Annotated in this window: 20 protein-coding genes; 13 read left to right on the top strand and 7 right to left on the bottom strand. The window is 44.4% G+C overall.

Annotated elements, in window-relative coordinates; genetic code table 11:
* Nucleotides 1-69: 69 nt before the first annotated feature.
* On the top strand, nt 70-3,024 hold the full coding sequence (locus GLO7428_RS15910; RefSeq protein ID WP_015189598.1) for a UPF0182 family protein: 2,955 nt from the start codon (nt 70-72) through the stop codon (nt 3,022-3,024).
* Here GLO7428_RS15910 and GLO7428_RS15905 read toward each other — a convergent pair.
* The 3 genes from GLO7428_RS15905 to GLO7428_RS15895 are packed head-to-tail and all read right to left on the bottom strand — an operon-like array spanning nt 2,999 to nt 5,050.
* Nucleotides 2,999-3,763 carry a carbonic anhydrase gene (locus GLO7428_RS15905; RefSeq protein ID WP_015189597.1) on the bottom strand — a complete coding sequence of 255 codons (765 nt, stop codon included), beginning with the start codon at nt 3,761-3,763 and terminating at the stop codon, nt 2,999-3,001. The genes GLO7428_RS15910 and GLO7428_RS15905 overlap by 26 nt on opposite strands.
* A gap of 5 nt (nt 3,764-3,768) precedes the next feature.
* Nucleotides 3,769-4,077, bottom strand: coding sequence for a P-II family nitrogen regulator (locus GLO7428_RS15900; protein ID WP_015189596.1), 309 nt, complete (start codon nt 4,075-4,077; stop codon nt 3,769-3,771).
* A gap of 4 nt (nt 4,078-4,081) precedes the next feature.
* The gene (locus tag GLO7428_RS15895) at nt 4,082-5,050 is read right to left on the bottom strand and encodes a sodium-dependent bicarbonate transport family permease (RefSeq protein WP_015189595.1); all 969 of its coding nucleotides are present in this window, start codon (nt 5,048-5,050) and stop codon (nt 4,082-4,084) included.
* Between the two features lie 276 nt (nt 5,051-5,326).
* Between GLO7428_RS15895 and GLO7428_RS15890 the strand changes: the two genes are divergently transcribed.
* The 4 genes from GLO7428_RS15890 to GLO7428_RS15875 all read left to right on the top strand — a co-directional run bounded on the left by GLO7428_RS15890 (nt 5,327) and on the right by GLO7428_RS15875 (nt 10,118).
* Nucleotides 5,327-6,829, top strand: a complete 1,503-nt coding sequence (locus tag GLO7428_RS15890) for a cytochrome P450 (RefSeq protein ID WP_231295495.1) — start codon at nt 5,327-5,329, stop codon at nt 6,827-6,829.
* A gap of 749 nt (nt 6,830-7,578) precedes the next feature.
* Entirely contained in the window at nt 7,579-8,295 is a 717-nt protein-coding gene (locus GLO7428_RS15885) for a heme oxygenase (biliverdin-producing) (protein WP_015189593.1), read from the top strand.
* Between the two features lie 121 nt (nt 8,296-8,416).
* Nucleotides 8,417-9,466 (top strand): cobalamin biosynthesis protein CobW, encoded by a 1,050-nt coding sequence (cobW, locus tag GLO7428_RS15880; RefSeq protein ID WP_015189592.1) that lies wholly within the window; start codon nt 8,417-8,419, stop codon nt 9,464-9,466.
* 64 nt (nt 9,467-9,530) lie between these two features.
* The gene (locus tag GLO7428_RS15875; protein ID WP_015189591.1) at nt 9,531-10,118 is read left to right on the top strand and encodes a chromophore lyase CpcT/CpeT; all 588 of its coding nucleotides are present in this window, start codon (nt 9,531-9,533) and stop codon (nt 10,116-10,118) included.
* Between the two features lie 77 nt (nt 10,119-10,195).
* On the opposite strand, the gene hemF is transcribed toward GLO7428_RS15875, so the two are convergent.
* A complete protein-coding gene (hemF, locus tag GLO7428_RS15870; RefSeq protein ID WP_015189590.1) occupies nt 10,196-11,224 on the bottom strand; it encodes an oxygen-dependent coproporphyrinogen oxidase in 1,029 nt (342 codons plus the stop codon).
* A gap of 488 nt (nt 11,225-11,712) precedes the next feature.
* Between hemF and GLO7428_RS15865 the strand changes: the two genes are divergently transcribed.
* The 3 genes from GLO7428_RS15865 to rodA all read left to right on the top strand — a co-directional run bounded on the left by GLO7428_RS15865 (nt 11,713) and on the right by rodA (nt 14,881).
* Nucleotides 11,713-12,237, top strand: coding sequence for a hypothetical protein (locus GLO7428_RS15865; protein ID WP_015189589.1), 525 nt, complete (start codon nt 11,713-11,715; stop codon nt 12,235-12,237).
* A gap of 227 nt (nt 12,238-12,464) precedes the next feature.
* The gene (locus GLO7428_RS15860) at nt 12,465-13,535 is read left to right on the top strand and encodes an Mrp/NBP35 family ATP-binding protein (protein ID WP_015189588.1); all 1,071 of its coding nucleotides are present in this window, start codon (nt 12,465-12,467) and stop codon (nt 13,533-13,535) included.
* 92 nt (nt 13,536-13,627) lie between these two features.
* Nucleotides 13,628-14,881, top strand: a complete 1,254-nt coding sequence (gene rodA / locus GLO7428_RS15855; protein WP_015189587.1) for a rod shape-determining protein RodA — start codon at nt 13,628-13,630, stop codon at nt 14,879-14,881.
* Nucleotides 14,882-14,904: 23 nt separating this feature from the next.
* Here rodA and GLO7428_RS28560 read toward each other — a convergent pair whose 3' ends face one another.
* Entirely contained in the window at nt 14,905-15,153 is a 249-nt protein-coding gene (locus GLO7428_RS28560) for a hypothetical protein (RefSeq protein ID WP_015189586.1), read from the bottom strand.
* Between the two features lie 186 nt (nt 15,154-15,339).
* On the opposite strand from GLO7428_RS28560, the gene psaC reads away from it, so the two are divergent.
* From psaC to GLO7428_RS15845, 4 genes are all read left to right on the top strand, one after another.
* A complete protein-coding gene (gene psaC / locus GLO7428_RS26800; protein ID WP_015189585.1) occupies nt 15,340-15,588 on the top strand; it encodes a photosystem I iron-sulfur center protein PsaC in 249 nt (82 codons plus the stop codon).
* A 270-nt stretch (nt 15,589-15,858) separates the two neighbouring features.
* Entirely contained in the window at nt 15,859-17,754 is a 1,896-nt protein-coding gene (gene glmS, locus GLO7428_RS15850) for a glutamine--fructose-6-phosphate transaminase (isomerizing) (RefSeq protein ID WP_015189584.1), read from the top strand.
* 83 nt (nt 17,755-17,837) lie between these two features.
* The gene (locus tag GLO7428_RS29505; RefSeq protein ID WP_255348352.1) at nt 17,838-17,960 is read left to right on the top strand and encodes a hypothetical protein; all 123 of its coding nucleotides are present in this window, start codon (nt 17,838-17,840) and stop codon (nt 17,958-17,960) included.
* Nucleotides 17,961-17,991: 31 nt separating this feature from the next.
* Entirely contained in the window at nt 17,992-19,158 is a 1,167-nt protein-coding gene (locus GLO7428_RS15845) for a pyridoxal phosphate-dependent aminotransferase (protein WP_041918653.1), read from the top strand.
* Here the strand turns inward: GLO7428_RS15845 and GLO7428_RS15840 are convergent.
* Complete coding sequence (locus GLO7428_RS15840; protein ID WP_015189582.1) at nt 19,152-19,835, bottom strand: SDR family oxidoreductase; 684 nt, start codon at nt 19,833-19,835, stop codon at nt 19,152-19,154. The two genes, GLO7428_RS15845 and GLO7428_RS15840, sit on opposite strands and share 7 nt — an antisense overlap.
* Nucleotides 19,836-19,947: 112 nt before the next feature.
* Between GLO7428_RS15840 and GLO7428_RS15835 the strand changes: the two genes are divergently transcribed.
* Complete coding sequence (locus GLO7428_RS15835; RefSeq protein ID WP_015189581.1) at nt 19,948-21,381, top strand: bifunctional orotidine-5'-phosphate decarboxylase/orotate phosphoribosyltransferase; 1,434 nt, start codon at nt 19,948-19,950, stop codon at nt 21,379-21,381.
* 390 nt (nt 21,382-21,771) lie between these two features.
* Here the strand turns inward: GLO7428_RS15835 and GLO7428_RS15830 are convergent, their stop codons facing one another.
* A complete protein-coding gene (locus GLO7428_RS15830; protein WP_015189579.1) occupies nt 21,772-22,488 on the bottom strand; it encodes a Crp/Fnr family transcriptional regulator in 717 nt (238 codons plus the stop codon).
* Between the last annotated feature and the right edge of the window lie 167 nt (nt 22,489-22,655).

The following is a 22,655-nucleotide window of genomic DNA, read 5'->3' as shown; positions in this document are numbered from 1 at the left end:
CTTACTCAAAAACCTGAGTAAACATTTGTTATTCCCTAGCCTCTAGCCTCTGATACCCGATCTCTAACTATGTCTAAAACTTTCGGGAACCGCATTTTTTCGCCACTGGCAATCTTAATAGGCGTGTGGATAGTTATTGAACTCGTCACGCGGTTTATTGGCGAGTGGTTGTGGTTTCAGGAAGTCGGTTATTTACCCGTTTTTCTCATTCGGTTGCGGACGCAGATAGGATTGTGGGCGCTGGCTTTTTTTCCTTCGATGGCGTTTTTGTTTGGCAATTTAGCGATCGCGCAACGTCTTAAGTCTTCCAAGTACGAAATTACTCAAACAACGAGGAGAGATCGCGACCCAACACCAAAAAGCTTCGGGTTGCGCTGGCTACTCACTCTTATCCTGTTGTTGTGCGTGTTGGTGGGATTCATATTAGGGTACTACTTGTATGAAGTATTGAGTATTTGGCAGCCTCAATTGCGCTTTCCACCTGTTTTGCAGTTACAGTCATGGTTGCCTGTTGTTCATTTTTTCCAACAAATTGGGCAATCACTGCCATTTCCTATTCCCTATTGGCAAGTTGTTGTCATTGTAGGATTGACCCTGGCTTTGGGTTTAGGAGGTTTGAGTACAGCAATTTTAGCAGGTCCGTATTTTTGGTTAAGAGCGATCGCCCTCGCCATGAGTTTGAGTATTGCCCTAGTCGCTGCGCAGCGTTGGGATACAGTTTTGAAATACTTTTATCCCACCAGTTTTAATGGAGTCGATCCGGTATTCGAGCGCGATATTAGCTTTTATGTGTTTTCGCTACCAGTCTGGGAACTCTTGCGATTTTGGATTTTAGGATTATCGCTGTATGGTTTAGTTGCAGTTACTTTAACTTACCTACTCGCTGGCAATACGCTGAGTCAAGGTAAATTCCCTGGATTTTCCCTAGCGCAAATTCGCCATTTAGACATTCTAGGAAGTTTAGTTTGTGCAGCGATCGCACTGCATTATTGGTTAGGACGCTACGGATTGCTCTACTCTACCCGTGGTGCTACCTACGGTGCTAGCTTTACAGACGTCACCGTTGATTACCCAGTTTACACCGCGCTCAGCCTTGGCTCAGCCGCAATTTCACTCATCTTAGTTTGGCAAGCCATTTTCTCCACCGATAGGCGTTCTCCCTGGCGTCCTTTGCGCCTTGGTGGTTCGTTTATTGCTGGCGCGATTTTGTACGTCACCGTGATTGCGATCGCCACCTACACCGTCCCCACGATTGTACAACGGTTAGTCGTCGAACCTAACGAACTCGCACGCGAAACGCCCTTCATTCAACGCAGTATTGCTTATACGCGTCAAGCTTTTGACTTAACCAGAATTGAAGCAGAAACCTTTAACCCGCAACCAACGCTAACCGCCGCTGACTTACAAGAAAACGATCTCACAATTCGCAATATCCGCTTGTGGGATACACGCCCGTTACTCGAAACGAATCGTCAGTTACAGCAAATTCGCACGTATTACAGCTTTCCGAATGCAGATATTGACCGTTATACGCTCCTCAGCACGGTTCCTGGCGAAACAACCGAACGCCGCCAAACGATCATTGCGGCTCGCGAACTCGACTATAACGCTATTCCCCAACAAGCACAAACTTGGGTCAACCAACACCTCGTCTACACCCACGGCTACGGCTTTACCTTAAGTCCAGTCAATACTGTAGCGCCTGGAGGCTTGCCAGACTACTTTATTCAAAATATTGGCGTTGATACAGGCGCAGACGAAGATAGTGCCTTACAGGTCGCAAATGAACAAATTCGCGCGAGTATTCCCATCGGACAACCACGCATCTATTACGGGGAAATTACGAACAATTACATCATGACGGGTACGCGCGTCCAGGAATTAGATTATCCGAGTGGCAATGAAAACGTTTACACCACGTATGACGGACGCGGGGGGATTAATATTGGCGCATTTTGGCGACGGCTATTATTTGCGCAATATCTTAAAGATTGGCAGATGCTGCTGACGCAGGATTTTACACCGCAAACAAGATTGCTCTTTCGGCGTAATATCCGAAATCGCGTCCAAGCGATCGCCCCGTTTTTGCGGTACGACAGAGATCCGTATTTAGTCGCAGCAGATGGCGGAAATACAACATTACAAGGAGAGAATACTTATTTATATTGGATTATAGATGCGTATACAACAAGCGATCGCTATCCGTATTCCGATCCTGGTGTAGATGATTTTAACTACATTCGCAACTCAGTCAAAGTTGTCATTGATGCTTATAACGGCTCAGTAGATTTTTATATTGCCGATCCTACCGATCCGGTTATTAACACAATATCAGCAATTTTTCCTGGGGTCTTAAAACCACTTGAGGCAATGCCAGCGGCTTTACGCAGTCATATTCGTTACCCAATCGATCTATTTAGTACGCAGTCTGAGCATCTGTTAACGTATCACATGACCGATACGCAAGTCTTTTATAACCGCGAAGATTTGTGGCGAATTCCCACAGAAATTTATGGTACCGAACCGCAACCAGTCCAACCGTATTTTTTAATTACGCGCATTCCCACCGAAGAAACCGAGGAATTTATTCTACTTATTCCATTTAACCCTGTATTACGTCCCAACTTAATCGGTTGGTTAGCTGCGCGTTCCGATGGCGAACAGTACGGTAGGCTGTTATTGTATGAGTTTCCGAAACAACTTTTAGTTTATGGACCAGAGCAAGTCGAAGCAAGAATTAATCAAGATCCTGTGATTTCACAGGAAATTACGTTATGGAATCGTCAAGGTTCGCGCGTAATTCAAGGAAATCTATTAGTTATTCCAATTGAGGACTCTTTGTTGTACGTAGAACCGCTTTATTTAGAGGCAGAACAAAACAGTTTACCGACATTTGTGCGAGTGATTGTTGCCTACGAAAACCGCATTGTAATGGCAGAAACACTGCAACAAGCACTCGATGCCATTTTCCAACCAGAAATCACACCTGCAACACCTATTATTCGTCCGGTAGAAGAGAATTAAGTGAACTATAGCAGAGGTCAGGCGGAGAAGAGTTATCGGTGATGATGATGACTTTTCCCGTATCTAAATCGTAGCGACCGCCAACTATTTTCAATTTGCCCGATCGCAACCGTTCGCTTAAGAGTGGCGATCGCTTGAGTGTTTCAATCTGATATTGCACATTCGCAACTACAGCATTATCAACCGCATCGCCTGGTTGTTCCTTAACTCGATCGACTGCTGGCAAAATTGCCTTGACAAAGCTACCAATCTCACCAGGTAACACTTGATTTTTCACCGCAGCAGTAACCGCACCACAGCGCTCGTGACCTAATACCATCAATACAGGAGTACCTAACAAGACAACTGCATACTCAATACTACCGATCGCCTCAGGCGTGGCAATATTTCCTGCAATGCGGACATCAAAGATATCGCCAATGCCTTGATCGAAAATAATCTCGGCAGGTACGCGCGAATCAGCACAACTCAAAATCGTTGCAAAAGGGTGTTGGGCTTGTGCAACTTCCTGCAATCGGGCTAGTGATTGATCCGGATATTCTGGGTGGTGTTCGGCAAAGCGCAAATTCCCCTCAATTAGCTTTTGCAAAGCGGTATTGGGATCGAGTGATTGCAGAATTGGTTCCGCAGCTTGCGCGGGTTTAATGTGCCAGAAGATATCATTCGCCGTTACGAGTAAACCAACTGTTCCTAAGCGCAAGAAGTCACGGCGTTGGATAGAATGCTTTATTGATTTCATGTTTCTTACATCGAGGCAACGCATTTTACCGAGCGAATTTCCATCGCATCGGTGATGTAGCAGGTTCCCCCAAATTTATTGAGTATAGGTCTAATATTTTCAACGACGGGTTTGAGCAGTTCCGGCTTACAAAATGCGATAATGTACACATTGTCAAGCATCGTCATGTCGAGATCTTCGCCTTCGCGCAATCCTTTTCCGGCAACATTGCGAATCACAGCATGACCGTGAACGCCTGCTTTGTCTAAACCTTCTAAAATTTTGCCAAGCTCAAACGAGTTCGCAATAATTTCGATTCTTTTGACAAGGTGCATATAATTATCTCCATAACAGTTCAATTCCGTACAGATAAAGCGGAATACCGACAATGATATTGAACGGGAATGTGACGGCTAAAGCAGTAGAAACATAAAGGCTGGGATTAGCTTCGGGAACCGTTAGCCGCATCGCTGCTGGAACCGCAATATACGAAGCGCTAGCACACAGCACTGCAAACAAGAGCGCATCGCCTTGCGGCATCCCAATAAACTTAGCGATAGATAAACCAATAGCTGCGTTGAGTATAGGAATCAGGATGGCAAATAGGATGAGGAAAACTCCCGTTTTTTGCAAGTCTTTAATTCGGCGCGCCGCAACGAGTCCCATATCCAGCAAAAAGAAGGCGAGAACGCCATAGAACATTCCTTGAGTAAAAGGTTCCATCACTTGCCAACCATGTTCCCCTGTCAAGATGCCAATCAGTAAACTGCCAACGAGGAGAAAGACGGAACTATTGAGGAACGCCTCTTGCAATACTTCTGACCAAGCAACTTCGCGATTGCTATCTGTTGTGGAGAGATTGACTAAGATAAGACCAATAATGATCGCTGGAGATTCCATCAGCGCGAGGGCGGCGACCATGTAACCATCAAAATCAATGCCGAGTTCTGTGAGAAAGGCACTGGCGGTAATGAAGGTGACTGCACTAATCGAGCCATACGTGGCGGCGATCGCAGCTGCATCGTAATGATCCAACTTCAACTTCAGAATGAAGAAGGTATAAATTGGCACAAAACACGCCATCAAAATTGCGGCAAACATCGTCAGGACGACCGCTTGCGTAATTCCACTTTTCGCCAGTTCTACGCCTCCCTTAAATCCAATCGCCAGCAGCAGATACAGCGAGAGGAGTTTAGGAACAGGGGCGGGAATTTCTAAATCCGACTTAACGAGAACAGCGGTCATTCCCAAGAAGAAAAACAAGACAGGTGGATTCAGGATGTTGGATACGATCAAGCTACCATCCATCTCCATTCCTCCTCATGCCAATAAAACCGAAAATTTAAAAAACTTTGCATTACAAAAGGCTTACGCGACCATTGATTCATGATGTATCGCGTACAGTTACCTTGTGTCAATTAAATGAGGAAGCATTTTGAGAAATACATGAGATAGCTTATGCTACGACATCAAATTGCTGGTAAAAGTTTTGACTTAGGCAATTATCAATTTAAAGCCACTTCAATAAGCGCCAGCGAACCTTTTCCTAAAAAAGGAAGTTGCGATTGATTATATATTTAGTAAATGTCATCAGCGCAAGGGATATCGATGACAATGGTTACAGATAATCGCGTTCTCAAAGTTCCTGGTCCTCAGCCGTCCAAATTCTTGGGACGCGCAGCCAATGTATTTCATTTTGCTAAAGACTCGGTTGGCTACACGCGTCAGTTGTTTGAAACTTACGGTTCAATTGTCTCGCTTGCCGATGGTGGCGGTACAAACGTTTACTCTCCCCTCCCTGACTGCCCTGGTACGGTTTGCGTCTACGGGTCAGAATTTGTGCAACAGGTAGCAACTCGGCACGAAATTTACTACAAGTATCCCTTATCAGGCAGAATGTACCGGAGGCGAAACTCCTCAAAGCGTACAGAACCCCTCAAGCATTTTGGTGTTGGGCTGTTTGGAGTCAATAGCAATCAACACCGCCAGCATCGCCAACTTATGATGCCTGCCTTTCATAAACAGCGCATCGAGTCTTACCGAGACGATATCGTTGACATTACGCAATCTGTCTTGAAGCAGTTGCCCGTGGAAGTGCCGTGTGATATTGCCGAAATAATGCGACTGCTGACGCTGCGAGTTGCAACTAAAACGTTATTTGGTGAGGATATTGGCAGTGGTGGCGGTACTGGAAGACTTTTGCAAGATGTTTTGGCCCTGCTAGGAACTCCCAAGGTTGTTTTACTGCCTTTCGATCTCCCTGGGTTTCCCTACCACCGCTTGCTTAACCTTATGGCTCAACTCGATGATGAAATGCGTGCTATTATCCAGCACAAGCGCAGTACTAACAGTGCAGAGCGAGACGTATTGTCGATGTTAATCCAAGCGCGAGACGAAGAAAGCGGTACGGTTCTTAATGAGGATGAACTGCTTGGTCACACAGGTGTACTCTTTGCCGCTGGTCACGAAACTAGCTCTAATGCTTTAACTTGGACGCTATTTCTGCTCTCGCAACATCCACAGGTGGCTGCTGACCTTTATGATGAGTTAGCAGGTAAGCTCAAAGGTGAAGCACCGACGGTGGAGCAATTGCAGCAGTTACCTTTGCTAGAGCGCGTTATTAAAGAAAGTATGCGGATACTGCCACCCGTACCTTGGAATGGACGTGTTACTTCAACGACAACTGAGTTAGGCGGCTATACCTTGCCTGCGGGGACTGAGGTGTTTGTAAGCATTTACCAAACCCACCATATGCCCGAAGTGTATTCTGAGCCAGAAGTATTTAATCCCGATCGCTGGCAAAAAATCGCTCCTACTGCGTTTGAATACAATCCCTTTAGCGCTGGATCGCGTACTTGCATTGGCGCGGCGTTCGCAATGATGGAAATCAAAATTGTGCTAGCAATGCTTTTACAGCAATTTCGTCTGCAATGCATTCCCCAGACGAAAATCGACCGCACAGGGCTGATTGTGATGGCACCCAAATACGGAATGCCGATGATTGTCCATAAGCAAGACGGCTGCTTTACACAAGCGGTAGACTCTATTCGTGGTAACGTGCGAGAGATGGTAAAATTGCCAAGTTAGCTACAAAGTTATTTATTCTCCCCTGCACCTGAGGGTACCCAATTGTAAAACGTTAAAGCGCAACGTTATAGCAGGGGTCAGGCATAAAAGATGGTAATAGTTCTGCTTCTATTGCTATACAAACCCACTGAAGTGGACAGCAATAATCTTGTAGTATATTCATTCGTTATTGCGTGGGGCGCTGTGCTACACGCGATCGCCTTCTTACAAGAAAAGAATTGCGAATAAATTCGCACCTAAATAAACCCTGTCCACCTTCGTGGACTAAGGGTGAGGCATACCTTACCCTCTCAAATCTATATGCTTATAGTGTGCGCTCGTCAACTTCGTTTGAGTAGCCCTGAAGCGAGTCGTAGGGCATTCGTGATTCATACAGGAAGTCTATTGCCTTGGTGTTGTCGCACGCGCCAATATGTTAAAAAACTTTGTAAAGTTCGTGGATTTGTAAAAAATCGTAATAACTCGAAGAACCACTGTTATTAAAGCTTGCGTGTAGATTTTCAAAGCCTTGTCTTTCCTACTCTTCAGGTTATATAACCTCAAGAAAAAGTAGTAAACTAATTGCTAATTGTTAACCGCTTACTGCCTGAAATACACAATAACTTCAATCGCCAAGCGGACGATTTCGGCGACAGCTTCAGAATTTTTAACACAAATCTTAAGCAAATCGTTTTACTGTAACGATTTAGTGGCTCTAATTTGCCGTTTTTGATACTTCAGCAGTAAAAATTTAGATTGGGAATTTTAGCATGAGCAGTAATTTAGCAACAAAATTGCGCGAGGGTACAAAAAAAGCCCATACAATGGCTGAAAACGTTGGTTTTGTGAAGTGCTTTCTCAAAGGAGTCGTTGAAAAAAATTCGTACCGTAAGCTAGTCGGCAATTTCTACTTTGTCTACTCGGCGATGGAAGAAGAAATGGAGCGCCATCAGCAGCACCCAATCGTATCAAAAATTTATTTCAAACAACTTAATAGACAACGCAGCTTAGAACAAGACTTGAGCTACTACTATGGTCCTAACTGGAGAGAGCAAGTTGAACTGACTCCCGTCGGCAAAACTTACGTTAACCGCATTCGCGAAATCTCGAATACCGCACCAGAACTATTAATCGCGCACTCGTACACGCGTTATATTGGCGATCTCTCTGGCGGACAAATTCTGAAAAACATTGCCCAACGCGCAATGAACTTATCTGAGGGACAAGGTGTCGCTTTCTACGAATTTAAAGATATTCCTGACGAAAAAGCTTTCAAAGCCACTTACCGTCAAGCATTGAACGAACTACCCATCGATGAAGCAACGGCCGATCGCATTGTTGATGAAGCCAATGCAGCTTTTGGGTTGAATATGAAGCTGTTTAATGAGTTAGAAGGTAACTTGATCAAAGCCATTGGTCAAATGCTATTCAACACCCTGACACGCCGTCGCACGCGCGGTAGCACTGAATTGGCAACTGCTGAGTAGATGAGATAATAGCTCTATAATCGTTGAATAATTTTGAGGGGCAGTACCCTTGAGATGACTTGGATGTTCGCATTCAGGCGATCGCAAGGAGATTGCCCCACTGTTGTCTCTCAAAGCAAATATGGCATTTAAAAAAATTCCGGTTACGATCGTCACTGGCTTTCTTGGTAGCGGTAAAACGACACTCATTCGCAACTTATTACAAAACAACCACGGTAGACGCATCGCGGTTCTCGTCAACGAATTTGGCGAATTAGGAATTGATGGTGAGTTACTCAAATCTTGTCAAATCTGTCCTGAAGATGGTGACAGTACAGATAATATCGTTGAACTTACGAATGGTTGCTTGTGCTGTACGGTGCAAGAAGAGTTTTTACCGACGATGCAGCAGCTATTACAGCGGCGTGACAGCATTGACTGTATATTGATCGAAACTTCGGGTTTAGCCCTCCCCAAGCCCCTTGTAAAAGCCTTTCGTTGGCACGAAATTCGTAATGCTGCGACTGTCGATGCCGTTATTACTGTAGTCGATTGTGCCGCCGTCGCCGCTGGAACTTTTGCCAGCGATCCTGAAGCTGTTGAACGCGATCGCCAAGCCGATCCCAACTTAGAACACGAAACACCCTTACAAGAATTATTTGAAGATCAACTCGCGTGTGCGGATTTAGTCGTTTTAAACAAAACAGATTTAGTCGATAGCGCAACTCAGGCAGAAATTATTAACTTAGTACAACAGGAATTACCAAGAGTCGTCAAAATCGTCGCATCCACAAACGGACAACTCGACACTGATATTCTCCTCGGATTCAATGCTGCTGTAGAAGACGACTTAGCCGCACGTCCTAGCCACCATGATACTGAAGAAGACCACGACCACGACGACGAAATTACCTCGACACATTTAGTTCTCAACCGTAGCTTCGATCCGCAAAAACTCCAAAAGCAACTGCAAACCTTAGCGCAAGAACAAGAAATTTATCGCATTAAAGGCTTTGTCGCTGTACCAAATAAGCCAATGCGTCTCGTATTACAAGGAGTCGGCGGACGCTTTGAACAATTTTATGACCGGATGTGGCAACCAGAAGAACCGCAGCAAACCAAATTAGTTTTTATTGGGCGTAATCTTGAACCATCGGTAATTGCGTCGCAGTTAAATGTGGTTAGTGGTTAGGAGTTAGTGGTTCACCATTGACTACTGCCCAATCACGTTTATTTTCTCTTACTTATCCAGAATTATGACTTTATCATCGCAGCTAAAGGCGCTAGCGCAGTATCTAACTGGGGAGTTTACGAATCAAGAACAAGCGATCGCTGAACCTGCTTGGTACGTTCACCTGCGTCTTTGGCATCAACCCGTAGCGCTATTTACCGAAGATAGTTTTACGCTGTTTGCCGAACAAGCAAATATTGTCAAACTCGATCAACCTTATCGACAGCGCCTGATCCGCCTCCAACAGCGCCCTGACGACGTTGCACTGCAAGTACAGTATTATATGCCTAAAAATCCTACTGCGCTGCGTGGTGCGGGTGCTAACCCCGATATTCTCAAAACGCTGACACCCGAAGACTTTGAGTTACTTCCAGGCTGTCTTCTTGATGTCACCGTCAACCAACTCGAACGCGATTATCATTTTAAAGCTACTTTACCAAGCGATCGCCGCTGCTGTTTTGCCTACGCGGGCAACACTGTACAAGTCTCCATCGGCTTTGAAGCCTCTCCTGAAGAATTTTTAAGCTACGACAAAGGAATCGACTCCACAACAGGTAAAGCCACCTGGGGAGCGATTCTCGGTCCCTATCGTTTTCGGAAAATTAGGGGTTAGGAGTGTGGGAGTGTGGGCGAGATTTGATTATTATTGCTCATTAATACCCTACAACGCTACTACCTACCTGCTGCTTTCTAACCTCTCCAATTTGCCCAATCTTGAGGCTTTAAGAATGTTTCATACAACTTTGCTTCGGGCGTATTCGGTTCGGGTTCGTAGCAGTATTCCCAGCGTACCAAGGGCGGTAGTGACATCAAAATTGACTCGGTGCGTCCGTTCGTTTGTAGACCGAAAATCGTGCCTCGGTCGTAAACTAAATTAAACTCGACATACCGACCGCGACGATATAGCTGAAAATTACGTTCGCGATCGCCGTACTCTATGTCTTTCCGGCGCTTGACAATTGGTGCATATGCTGGTAAGAAAGCATCACCGCAATCACGTGCAAAAGCAAACAAATCTTCCCAATTGCGTTGTGGTAAATCGCCTAGCGAGTTACTATATGCTGCTGCTGCACCATCGGGCAAAGGACCGCGATACAACTGTCCTTGACCGTCTTGGTAGTCAAAAAATATACCACCGACGCCACGAGTTTCTTGACGATGCTTGAGGTAAAAATATTCGTCACACCAGCGCTTAAAGGTTGGATAATACTCTTTGTGATGTGCGTCGCAGGCTTGCTTGAGTGTGGTATGAAAATGTGCTGCATCTTCTGCAAACGGGTAGTAAGGCGTTAAGTCTGCACCACCGCCAAACCACCAAACCGGTCCTGCTTCAAAGTAACGATAGTTTAAGTGAACCGTTGGAATATAAGGATTGCGCGGATGCAAAACTAACGAAGTTCCTGTTGCAAACCATCTATGTCCAGCTGCTTCGGGACGCTGCGCCAAAATCGAGGGGGGTAAATGCGTTCCCCAAACCTCAGAAAAATTAACTCCGCCTTGTTCAAAAACTGCGCCATCGCGCATCACACGCGATCGCCCGCCGCCACCTTCTTCGCGTTCCCAAGCATCTTGGCGAAACTTACCGACACCGTCGAGTTGCTCTAATTCCTGACAGATTTTATCTTGCAGATTCTGCATCAGCTGCTTAACTCGAACTTTAGCATCTTCTGGTGGTGGCGATTGGGAGGAAGTCATCTGAGGATTTAAAGCAGTCGTCATAAGTCAACTTAAATTTCTTAAAAGCAATATTTCCAGACTTGTGTCAGGCTGAGTCAATAAAAGTGTTTGCTATTACATTGATCAACTATGGCACAAATAACAATTGTGCCTTGTTGTGTACCTTCAATTTTAAAATGCAACAATTCTTTCCAGATTCTGATTGTGATGTTAGTTTACTAGCTGTTGTCGCCGATAGTCATGATTGCCTACATTCTGACGACACTTAATTGACTCCTCGTGACTTTCATCAATTTCTATCATTTGGGGGAAGACAAAAACTGAATATTATCTGGCAGTTTGACAAATAAATTGCTCGAAGAATGTAGTAACAATCCTTAAAGATAGCAGGAATTGAAATTTTGCAACAAACGTACTAGATTTTAGCGAAGTAGGCTAAAAAAATAGGCTACACTGAGCGCTCAAACTCGGTAGCGATCGCCAACAAACAAATTCAGTTTTGGCACGCTACAGACAGGAGGATTAGAAAGATGCTAGGCTGCTTGTCCAAAATTATTCACCGCAGAGGTCGTCGGTTTCAATGTTCTTTGGTACGAACATATCGAGAAATCAGTTCAGCCTCGGTGGATGAACTTTGGCAAAAAGTCGTCAATTTGGCAGATGTTTCTTGGCATCCTTTGCTTACTAGCACCAATGTTCCGAACGGATTAATACCCAAACCAGGTTTAATTTTCCAAGCAGTGACGCGCTTAGGTCCAATTCCGATTCGGCTTTTTGTCGAACGCGTGCATCCTGGAGAAATGATGAGCGTGCGCGTGTTATCAATTCCAGGAATAGAAGAACGCGTCATTTACCGTGTAGAGTCAACGGTGTGCGGTACTTGTGTTTCCTACTCAGTGACATTAAATGGGTGGTTGTCACCTTTGATCTGGTCTTTAATTCGACCTCGTGCGGCAAAAGTTGCGGCGGCTTTAGCAGCGGCGGCGGAACAAGCAGCAAACACTGCACTCTCAACCGAACCGAAGCCTCTAAATGACAGATGTTTTGATTTTTAAGCTAACGCAAATGTACTTGCCAAGCTAAAAAACATAAGCTCTATCAAAGCTAACTATCAATAAATTAAATCACCTATCCTAAATCCTGACAACGTGCCTTATCTATCGGTTGTCGTCTCGCGCTTCTCGTCTATAGTCGCTCACTCAGGACAGCACTTGCCCGTTAAGATTTAGGCAGGAGGCAATTTTTTTGCCACAGTTGCGCCTTGCTTGAGAGTGAACCAACCATGTCAGAAATACTCAACTCCAGTTCTGTTTTAGAAGTTTTGCGCCCCGTACAAGATCCCGAACTTCGCAAAAGCTTGGTGGAACTGAACATGATTCGCAACGTTAAGATTGACGATGGCAAGGTCAGCTTCACCTTAGTGTTAACGACTCCAGCTTGTCCGTTGCGAGAATTCATCGTAGAAGACTGTCAGAAAGCCGTTAAACAATTACCAGGTGTAACCGATGTTGCTGTCGATGTAACCGCCGAAACACCACAACAAAAAAGTTTACCTGACCGTGCTGGAATTGCTGGTGTCAAAAATATTTTGGCAGTCTCTAGTGGTAAAGGAGGAGTCGGAAAAAGTACTGTTGCTGTGAATGTCGCGGTTGCACTTGCCCAAACAGGAGCAAAAGTTGGGTTACTCGATGCCGATATTTATGGACCGAATGCACCAACGATGCTAGGACTTGGGGACAGTCAAGTTATGGTACGGCAAGGTAAACAAGGTGAGGTACTAGAACCTGCGTTCAATCATGGCGTGAAATTAGTATCGATGGGATTTTTGATTGATCGCGATCAACCTGTAATTTGGCGCGGACCAATGCTGAATGGCATTATTCGCCAATTTTTGTATCAAGTTGAGTGGGGAGATTTAGATTATCTCATTGTTGATATGCCTCCAGGGACAGGCGATGCACAATTAACGCTGACGCAAGCAGTTCCTATGGCGGGTGCAGTCATTGTCACGACACCACAAACTGTAGCGCTACTTGATTCGCGTAAAGGCTTGCGGATGTTTCAGCAAATGCAAGTTCCTGTATTGGGCATTGTCGAGAATATGAGTTACTTCATCCCCCCAGATATGCCAGATAAGCAGTATGACATTTTTGGTTCGGGTGGTGGCGAAAAAACTGCTGCGGAACTTGGCGTACCATTACTCGGATGCGTACCGCTAGAAATATCTCTACGTCAAGGTGGCGATCGCGGCGTCCCAATTGTGGTTGCAGACCCTGATTCTGCCTCTGCCAAAGCCTTAAAAGCGATCGCCCTCAATATTGCTGGTAAAGTCTCTGTCGCAGCTTTAACTTAGAGATAAGGAAACGTGAGTCAGAAGTTAACACTCCTACCCGATCAACTTACTCAAGTCCCTAACCTCTAAACCCTGACCTCTGCCCTCTTCTCATGTTGCGAATCTTATCATCCCTACGCTGGAAATATCTACTAGCACCATGGCAACAAGTCGATTGGATATTACTAATTGCCGTTGTCGGTTTAACTGTGTTTGGTGGAATAATGATTCGCAGCGCTGAATTGAATCAGGGCTTGACCGATTGGTGGCAGCACTGGCTTATTGGTGGTATTGGTCTTGTGCTAGCATTATTCATCGCGCGTTGTCGCTACGAAAACCTGATTCAATGGCACTGGGTCATTTATACACTGACGAACGTCTCGCTCCTGATTGTCATTTTCATCGGTACGACCGCTAAAGGTGCGCAGCGTTGGATCAGTATTGGTGGCTTTAATGTCCAGCCGTCAGAATTTGCCAAAATTGGCGTCATTATCACCTTAGCCGCACTGTTGCACTCACGCAGCGCCGCAACCATTCCATCCGTTATTCGAGCTTTAGCTGTGACTGCGGTTCCTTGGTTGTTAGTATTTATTCAACCTGATTTAGGCACATCGCTGGTTTTCGGTGCAATTACGTTAGGAATGCTTTATTGGGGAAATGCTAACCCTGGTTGGTTGATCTTACTTGTTTCTCCAATTATTGCTGTTATTTTATTTAACATTTATTTACCCGCGTGGTTTGCCTGGACTGCAACAATGAGTTTTATTGCATGGCGAACTTTACCTTGGCGATGGTTAGGGGCGCTAGGTGCGATCGCTGTCAATTTTGCCGCCGGTCAATTAGGGTTCATTCTTTGGGGATTGTTGCAAGACTACCAAAAAAATCGCTTGATTTTGTTCCTCAATCCAGAAAAAGATCCGCTTGGCGGCGGGTATCATCTCATTCAATCGCGAATTGCGATCGGCGCAGGTGAATTGTGGGGACAAGGTTTATATCAAGGAACGCAAACGCAGCTTAACTTCGTCCCAGAACAACACACCGATTTTATTTTCTCGGCGATTGGCGAAGAACTCGGCTTTGTCGGTGGTTTAGCGGTGTTGTTTGTCTTTTGGTTAATTTGTTTGCGCTTAGTCGTTATTGCACAAACTGCTAAAGACAACTTTGGCTCTTTATTGGCGATTGGTGTGTTATCGATGATCGTTTTTCAGGCGATCGTTAATATTGCGATGACGATTGGTCTTGCACCTGTCACGGGAATTCCTCTACCGTGGTTGAGTTACGGACGATCTGCATTACTCACCAACTTCATTGCGATCGGCATTGTCGAATCTGTCGCCAACTACCGCCAAAAACGACTTAAATATTAATTGCGTCATAATGGCTAGGCAAGTTATCTAATTAAGGCTGGTAATGGGTAATAGGTAATGGTATGAAGAATTCTGGCACTACCAACATATACTTTCGCTGCGAGAATTCCCTGATTCCCGACCCCTGATACCATTTCACCAAATAAAAACGACAAATCATTTCTCCTCTGCACCTGAAGCCCCTCTGCCCACGCCAGTCGCCTCAACGGGGGGAACCCTACAGTCGGTTTGCTCAACGGAGGACACCTCCGCACGCAACCGACCTCCTGCACGGCGCAGGCTCCTGAAGCTGCCTATTTGTAGTAAATTCAAAGTGACATGGTATGACCTCTGACCCCTTTCTATTACAGAATTTAAAGTTCTGTAGCCTTTTGCTGAAAGCGACTTCCTCTGTGCGGTAAACTATGCGTTGATTATGAGTTTGTAAGAAAAAACGACTCGTTTGGAGCCTTTATTCAATGTCTCATAGCGTCAAAATTTACGATACCTGCATTGGCTGCACTCAATGCGTTCGTGCCTGTCCAACAGACGTGTTGGAAATGGTTCCCTGGGACGGCTGCAAAGCTGGTCAGATTGCTGCATCTCCGCGAACTGAAGATTGTGTAGGTTGCAAGCGGTGTGAAACTGCGTGTCCTACCGACTTCTTAAGCATTCGAGTTTATCTCAGTAATGCTGAAACGACACGGAGTATGGGTCTCGCCTATTGAGAAGTTCCCTTGAATTTCTCTGTGGACGAAATCAAATTCCATAGTAAACATCGCAATACAGAGCGTCTTTTACTTGATTTTCATAATTCAATTCAAGTCAAAGGTAGGGGAAATTTGATTCCCCTTTTTCTTTCTCAAGGTAGAACCAACCACAATACTTCTGTGGTAAGGTCAAAAATTCTATTTGATGAAGAATTCAATTCTTGACGATTTAAAAATCGTTATGTACTTTTGAGAGGCAGAGCATTTAAAGAAGAGTGGTGTTGTAGAATGTGCGGAATTGTTGGCTATATTGGCACTCAAGCAGCTACAGAAATTTTACTTGCTGGGCTAGAAAAACTAGAGTATCGGGGCTACGATTCCGCAGGAATTGCCACAGTCTTTGAAGGTGAGATTCATTGTGTCCGCGCTAAAGGCAAACTCCACAACCTGCGCGAAAAGTTAGAACAAATCGAGAACCCTGCACAAATTGGCATTGGACACACGCGTTGGGCAACGCATGGAAAACCAGAAGAATACAATGCCCATCCGCACATGGATATGGCAAGGCGTGTAGCAGTTGTGCAAAATGGTATCATTGAAAACTACCGCGAGTTACGCGAAGAACTTAAAGAACTAGGACATGAGTTTCGCTCAGAAACTGATACTGAAGTTATACCGCACCTCATTGCACAATTTCTCAAAGACAATCTATCGTCGCAAAATCCCCACACTTCACCGCTGCTAGAAGCCGTTAGACAAACGGTAAACAAACTCGAAGGAGCGTTTGCGATCGCCGTCATTTCTGCTGACTACCCTGATGAACTCATCATCGCCCGCCAACAAGCACCGCTGGCAATTGGCTTTGGGCAAGGAGAATTTTTCTGCGCCTCGGATACTCCCGCTTTAGTACCGCATACGCGTGCAGTATTGACGCTAGAAAATGGAGAGGTGGCGAAGTTAACACCTTTGGGTGTAGAAGTGTATAATTTTTCAGGCGATCGCCTGAAAAAACACCCTCGTACGCTTAACTGGAATCCAGTCATGGTAGAAAAACAAGGATTCCGACACTTCATGCTCAAGGAAATCTACGAGCAACCTGGAGTTGTCAGAACATTTATCGAAGCTTACCTCAAACACGATTGGAACCCAGACGCGACAGAAACACCGATCAAACTTAATCTACCAGAGCAACTATACGCCAACCTAGAGCAAGTTCAAATCGTTGCTTGTGGTACAAGTTGGCACGCGAGTTTAATTGGGAAGTACTTACTCGAACAACTAGCAGGAATTCCCACAATGGTGCAATATTCCTCGGAATTTCGCTACGCACCACCACCTTTAACCGCCAATACACTCATGATTGGCGTTACCCAATCGGGAGAAACCGCTGATACTCTCGCCGCATTGGCGATGGAAAAAGAACGCCGTAAAGATGCACCGCCAGAGTACCAAGTTAGATTATTAGGAATTACTAACCGCCTCGATAGTTCGATTGCAACAATCGCGCCTTACTTGATTGATACGCACGCAGGAATAGAAATCGGTGTAGCAGCAACGAAGAGTTTCATTTCTCAGTTGTTGGCGTTTTACTGCTTAGCGTTAGATTTGGGATTTCGCCGCAAAACACTATCGCCACAGCGTCTGCAAGAAATTCTGGCAGGGATACGTCAATTACCCGCGCAAATTGAATTAATCTTAGAAAGCCAAGAACGTTATATTCAAGAGTTGACGCATCAGTTTAACGACACGCAAGACTTTATTTTTGTTGGACGCGGTATTAATTTCCCGATCGCTTTAGAAGCGGCGCTGAAGTTAAAAGAAATCAGCTACATTCATGCAGAAGGTTATCCTGCGGGAGAACTTAAACACGGTCCGATCGCGTTACTCGATGCTAAAGTGCCTGTAGTGGCGATCGCGATGCCTGGTAGTGTTTACGAGAAGGTTTTATCTAATGCGCAAGAAGCCAAAGCGCGTGACTCGCGTTTAGTTGGAGTGACTTCAATGGACGATTCCGAAGCAGCGGAAACCTTTGATGACTTGATTCCTGTACCAGCGGTGGAAGAATTACTTTCACCAATAATTAGCGTGATTCCTTTACAACTATTGGCGTATCATATTGCAGCACGTCGCGGCTTAGACGTCGATCAACCACGAAATTTAGCAAAATCAGTAACTGTTGAGTAGACTTGCAGTAAGGGCGATCGCATTTGTTACAACACTCAAAAAGTTGTATACGCAGAAATGTCATCTCTTCTTAAAATTAGTGCATGAACAGTGACTTAATTCCTTTTCTTGTTGGTGTGAGTTTACTCGTTGCGTACCTCATCTTTTCGGCAAAGACAGAGATGGGGACGAAACTTTTCTGGAAAAAGAAACCGCCAACGCGCTAAATTTGGGAGATTGACGCACGAATTGCAAACAATGGAAACCGTAACAACGTCGCGGATGCAGGCGGTACAGTCGCCAGTGATTCCGATTGTGGGAGAACTGATTCGCAGTTTTCCTGGCACAATTTCTTTAGGGCAAGGTGTTGTATACTATCCACCACCACCGGAAGCGACAAATCTCACTCAATTCTTTGCCGATCCAGCAAATCATCAATACAAAGCTATTGAAGGTATTCCGCCTCTAATTGCCGCAATCAAAACAAAACTGCAAACTTTTAATGATATTGCACTTGACAAGCGATGCATTATGGTAACGGCTGGTAGCAATATGGGATTTCTGAATGCGCTGCTAGCCATTACTTCCGTCGGTGATGAAGTGATTTTACAGACACCTTACTATTTCAATCATGAAATGGCGATCCAAATCGCAGGGTGTCATCCCGTATTTGTAGCGACTGATGAAAATTATCAACTCCGTCCCGAAGCGATCGCGCAAGCCATTACAGAAAAAACCAAAGCTGTGGTGACAATTTCACCGAATAACCCCACAGGTGCCGTTTACGCTGAAGACGCATTACGCGCAGTCAATCAACTGTGTCGCGATCGCGGAATTTATCACATCAGTGATGAAGCTTACGAATACTTTACTTACGATGGCGTCAAACACGTTTCGCCTGGTGCATTTTCTCACAGTCATACACACACAATCTCCTTATACAGTCTTTCTAAAGCTTATGGATTTGCAAGTTGGCGAATTGGTTACATGGTGATTCCAGAACACTTACTTGTTGCTATTAAAAAAGTTCAAGATACAAACTTAATTTGTCCGCCTGTCATTTCGCAGTACGCCGCATTAGGTGCATTGCAAACAGGATTTAATTATTGCCAAAGTCATATTCAAGCGATCGCCAACGTTCGTCAAGTTGTTTTACACTCACTGAACGCCCTGCAAGGCTTGTGTACAATTGCACCCGCGAATGGTGCTTTTTACTTTTTCCTCAAGGTGCATGCGCAATTAGATCCCTTTGAATTAACCGAACGCCTCATCCGCGAACATCGAGTCGCAGTACTTCCAGGGACAGCATTTGGTATGGATCGCGGTTGTTACCTGCGCGTCGCCTATGGCGCATTACAAGAAGCAACAGCTAAAGAAGGTATGGAACGCTTAGTCAAAGGTTTGCAGACGATTTTAGCTCATTGAGGAACTGTTAACGACGAACCATTATGTTTTGGACTGAGTTGCAGTAGAAAAGGAACAGCTTGACGACTCCACTCATGTAGCGGTGTATAGTAAGCTGCTTCTTCGCCAAAACAGATGTTTAGCATATCCGTGTGAATAATCCCTGGATTGAGGGGAATTGCTGCCATACTATCCGGTAATTCTTGCGCAAGCGATCGCGTCAAGCCTTCAATCGCCCACTTAGAAGCACAATAGGGTGCAACTTGGGGCGAAGTCGAACGTCCCCAACCCGAACTAAAATTGACAATGATACCTTGCTTTCTTTGGATCATTGCGGGAACAAAGTGGCGGATGACATTCGTTACGCCAATGATATTGACATGAATGACGCGCGCAAATTCTTCCGCAGGCACTTTCCATAAAGGTGCTAATTGATTGATAACACCTGCATTATTCAGTAATAAATCGGGTGGTTCGTAACTTGTTAGTACGTGCTTTGCCCAATCTGCTACCTGTTGATCTACTGCAACATCAACGACAGTAAAACTATGCGGCGAACCGAATTGCTGACGTAGTTTGTCTACTGCTGTTTGCGATCGCGCACAACCAATAACAGTATGCCCTGCTTGAATAAACGCCTCGGTCATTGCCAATCCCAGACCGCGACTCACTCCCGTAATGACAATCAGCTTTTTCATGGTGCAATTTTACAGCTTGTTGACAGAAAATCCAAGCTTTGCTTGCCACGTGTATGATGTGAGGAGTGCAGCGATGCTACCCTAGCTTGCCACATGACTAGTCGAGATAGTTATGACCTTTTTTGATAAATTGAATACGGCGATCGCGCGGAATGACAGCTTGCTATTTGTCGGACTCGATCCTAATCCAGAAATGATGCCGCAGCACAAAACAGAAGATTTGATCGAAGACTTATGGACTTGGCTACAATTTCTGATTGCTGAAACTGCGAATTTAGTTTGTGCGTATAAACCGACACTTGGTTTTTACGAAGCTTTGGGTAGCCGAGGATTAGAACTGCTTGAACGCACTTTAGCCGCGATTCCTGACGATATTCCGATTATTTTAGATGCCAAGCATAGCGACTTAAATACCAGTACAACCTTTGCGCGCACTATTTTTCAAAACTGGCAAGTTGATGCTGTCACAATTAATGGTTACGCTGGACAAGATCACGCTGCTTCGTTTTTAGTTCATCCTGATAAAGCTGTATTTGTTTTATGTTGTACTTCTAATCCAGGAGCGATCGCTCTACAGCAATATCCGCAAAACGCATCGCCTTTCTACGTGCATTTAGCAAAAGAAGCAAAAACATGGGGAACTCCTGAACAACTTGGATTTGAAGTCGGAACTACGAGTCCTGAAGTCTTGAGCCAGATACGGGCGATCGCGCCTGAAAGACTGATCCTTGCACGTAGCATCTGGGCAGAAGAAGGTAATATCAACAAAATTTTGACTGCGGGTTTAAATGCAAATGGTAGCGGCTTATTAATTCCTGTTCCTCAAGATATTTTAAGTCAAAATAATCTTGCTAAAGCAATTTACTTACTGCGTCAAGAAATTAATCAAATTCGCTTAGAAAATAGTCAAGAAGATTCAAACTGTTCTGTCTGGCTACCAGATGTTTGCTTGCTTGATAAACATCCACATTTTGATCTTATCTTACAACTTTATGATATTGAATGTATTTTATTTGGTAATTTTGTGCAAGCTTCAGGAGCAACATTTTCTTATTATATAGACTTGCGTAAAATTATTTCTAATCCACAACTTTTTCATCAAATTCTTTTAGCCTATGCAGACATTTTAAAAAATCTAAACTTCGATCGTATCGCAGGCATTCCTTACGGTTCTTTGCCTACTGCTACAGGGTTAGCTTTGCATCTCAATCGCCCGATGATTTTTCCGCGCAAAGAAGTTAAAGCGCATGGTACGCGACGGCTCATTGAAGGATTATTTCATCCTGGTGAAACTGTTGTTGTTGTTGATGATATTTTAATTAGTGGCAAAAGTGCGATAGAAGGAGCCGCAAAACTTGAATCAGCAGGATTAAATGTAGAAGATATTGTTGTATTTATCGATCACGAACAAGGAGTTAAAGATCGATTACGTCAGAATGGTTATCGCGCCCATTCGGTATTGACACTTTCTGAAATTACAGAAACGTTGTATAAAGCTGGTAGAATTAATGACAAACAATTAAAAGCTTTTGAAGAAAGTTGTTAGCAACCAAATTTATGTTGAGAATGTACTTTAATCATTTTGATTCAAACAGCTAAGCTAATTCACTTATCTAGCTCAGTTAGAATTTGAATAACCAATTGCTGTTGTATTAGAGTAAGTCTCTGCCAACTATTACCCCATAGATTTATCATTGTCTGAGTTGTAGGATCAGAGATGATAACAGCAGTTTTGAAATTATTCATCTACATTCCTTATGCGTTTAAGCAAATCCTTAGTAATTACTAAGTTGGGTGTAATTAAAAAAATTCTCAAAACCACTACACAGGATTTGACGATTTACTAAATAAAGCATAGATATGTTTACCCAATTGTTCCGTACGGTTTCGGGCATAAATACCAAGTTTAATCAAATTGTTTGTAGCCTTACCGCGTTCAGTTTTTTAACAAACGGGCAAACTCTTTTTTAACTGTTTGATAGCACTCGCAAGAAGTTGACTCTAACGCCTCTCGATCGAGAATAGTAATTTTACCTCGGCTGTAGCGGATTATTCCTGCTTTGCTGAGACTACCAGCAGCTTCTGTAACGCCCGAACGGCGTGTACCAAGCATATGAGAGAGAAATTCTTGCGTCAGAGGAAGCTCGTTTGATTGTACGCGGTCTTGGACTACAAGTAACCAACGAGCAAGTCGAGCCTCGATTGTATGCAGACGGTTACAAGCTGCTGTATGTGCGGTATGGGTAAACAGTGCTTGCGTATAGCGTAGCAGCAAGCGTTGCAGTGCGCTACCTCGATCAAACTCGGTTTTCATAAGATTTGCACCGATCCTGATGGCACTTCCAGGAATTTGCACGATCGCCTGTAGCGTATTAGTGTCCCCTCCCCAACATACCGTAAGACCTGCCATACCTTCCCTTCCAACTATACCGACTTCGACTACCTCACCACTTTCCATAATGGTGATTAAAGAAATCAATGCCCTATTAGGAAAATACACGTACTCAATTGATTCTTCAGCATGCCAGAGAACTTGACTGCGTGAAAGACTAACTGTTTCCATATAAGGAAATAGGCGTTGATAATCTTCGGTCGGTAAGGCTGCAAGCAGCTGATTTTCTATTTGCAGATCAGGAGAATGATAAACTGACATTAGTAAACCATTGAATGTGATTGTGGTTTAGACAAACCTGGCAGCACAAGAAGAATGAAGCACCTACTCTCATGAATGTTAGTGGCTGCTAACAAAAAATCACACACTGAATTGCTAAGAACAGTTTAAGATATCTGACAGGAACAATAATAACGATCGCCTACTTC

The sequence above is a fragment of the Gloeocapsa sp. PCC 7428 genome (genome assembly GCF_000317555.1).
Taxonomy (GTDB): domain Bacteria; phylum Cyanobacteriota; class Cyanobacteriia; order Cyanobacteriales; family Chroococcidiopsidaceae; genus Chroogloeocystis.
This window is presented reverse-complemented; position numbering and strand designations above follow the sequence as displayed.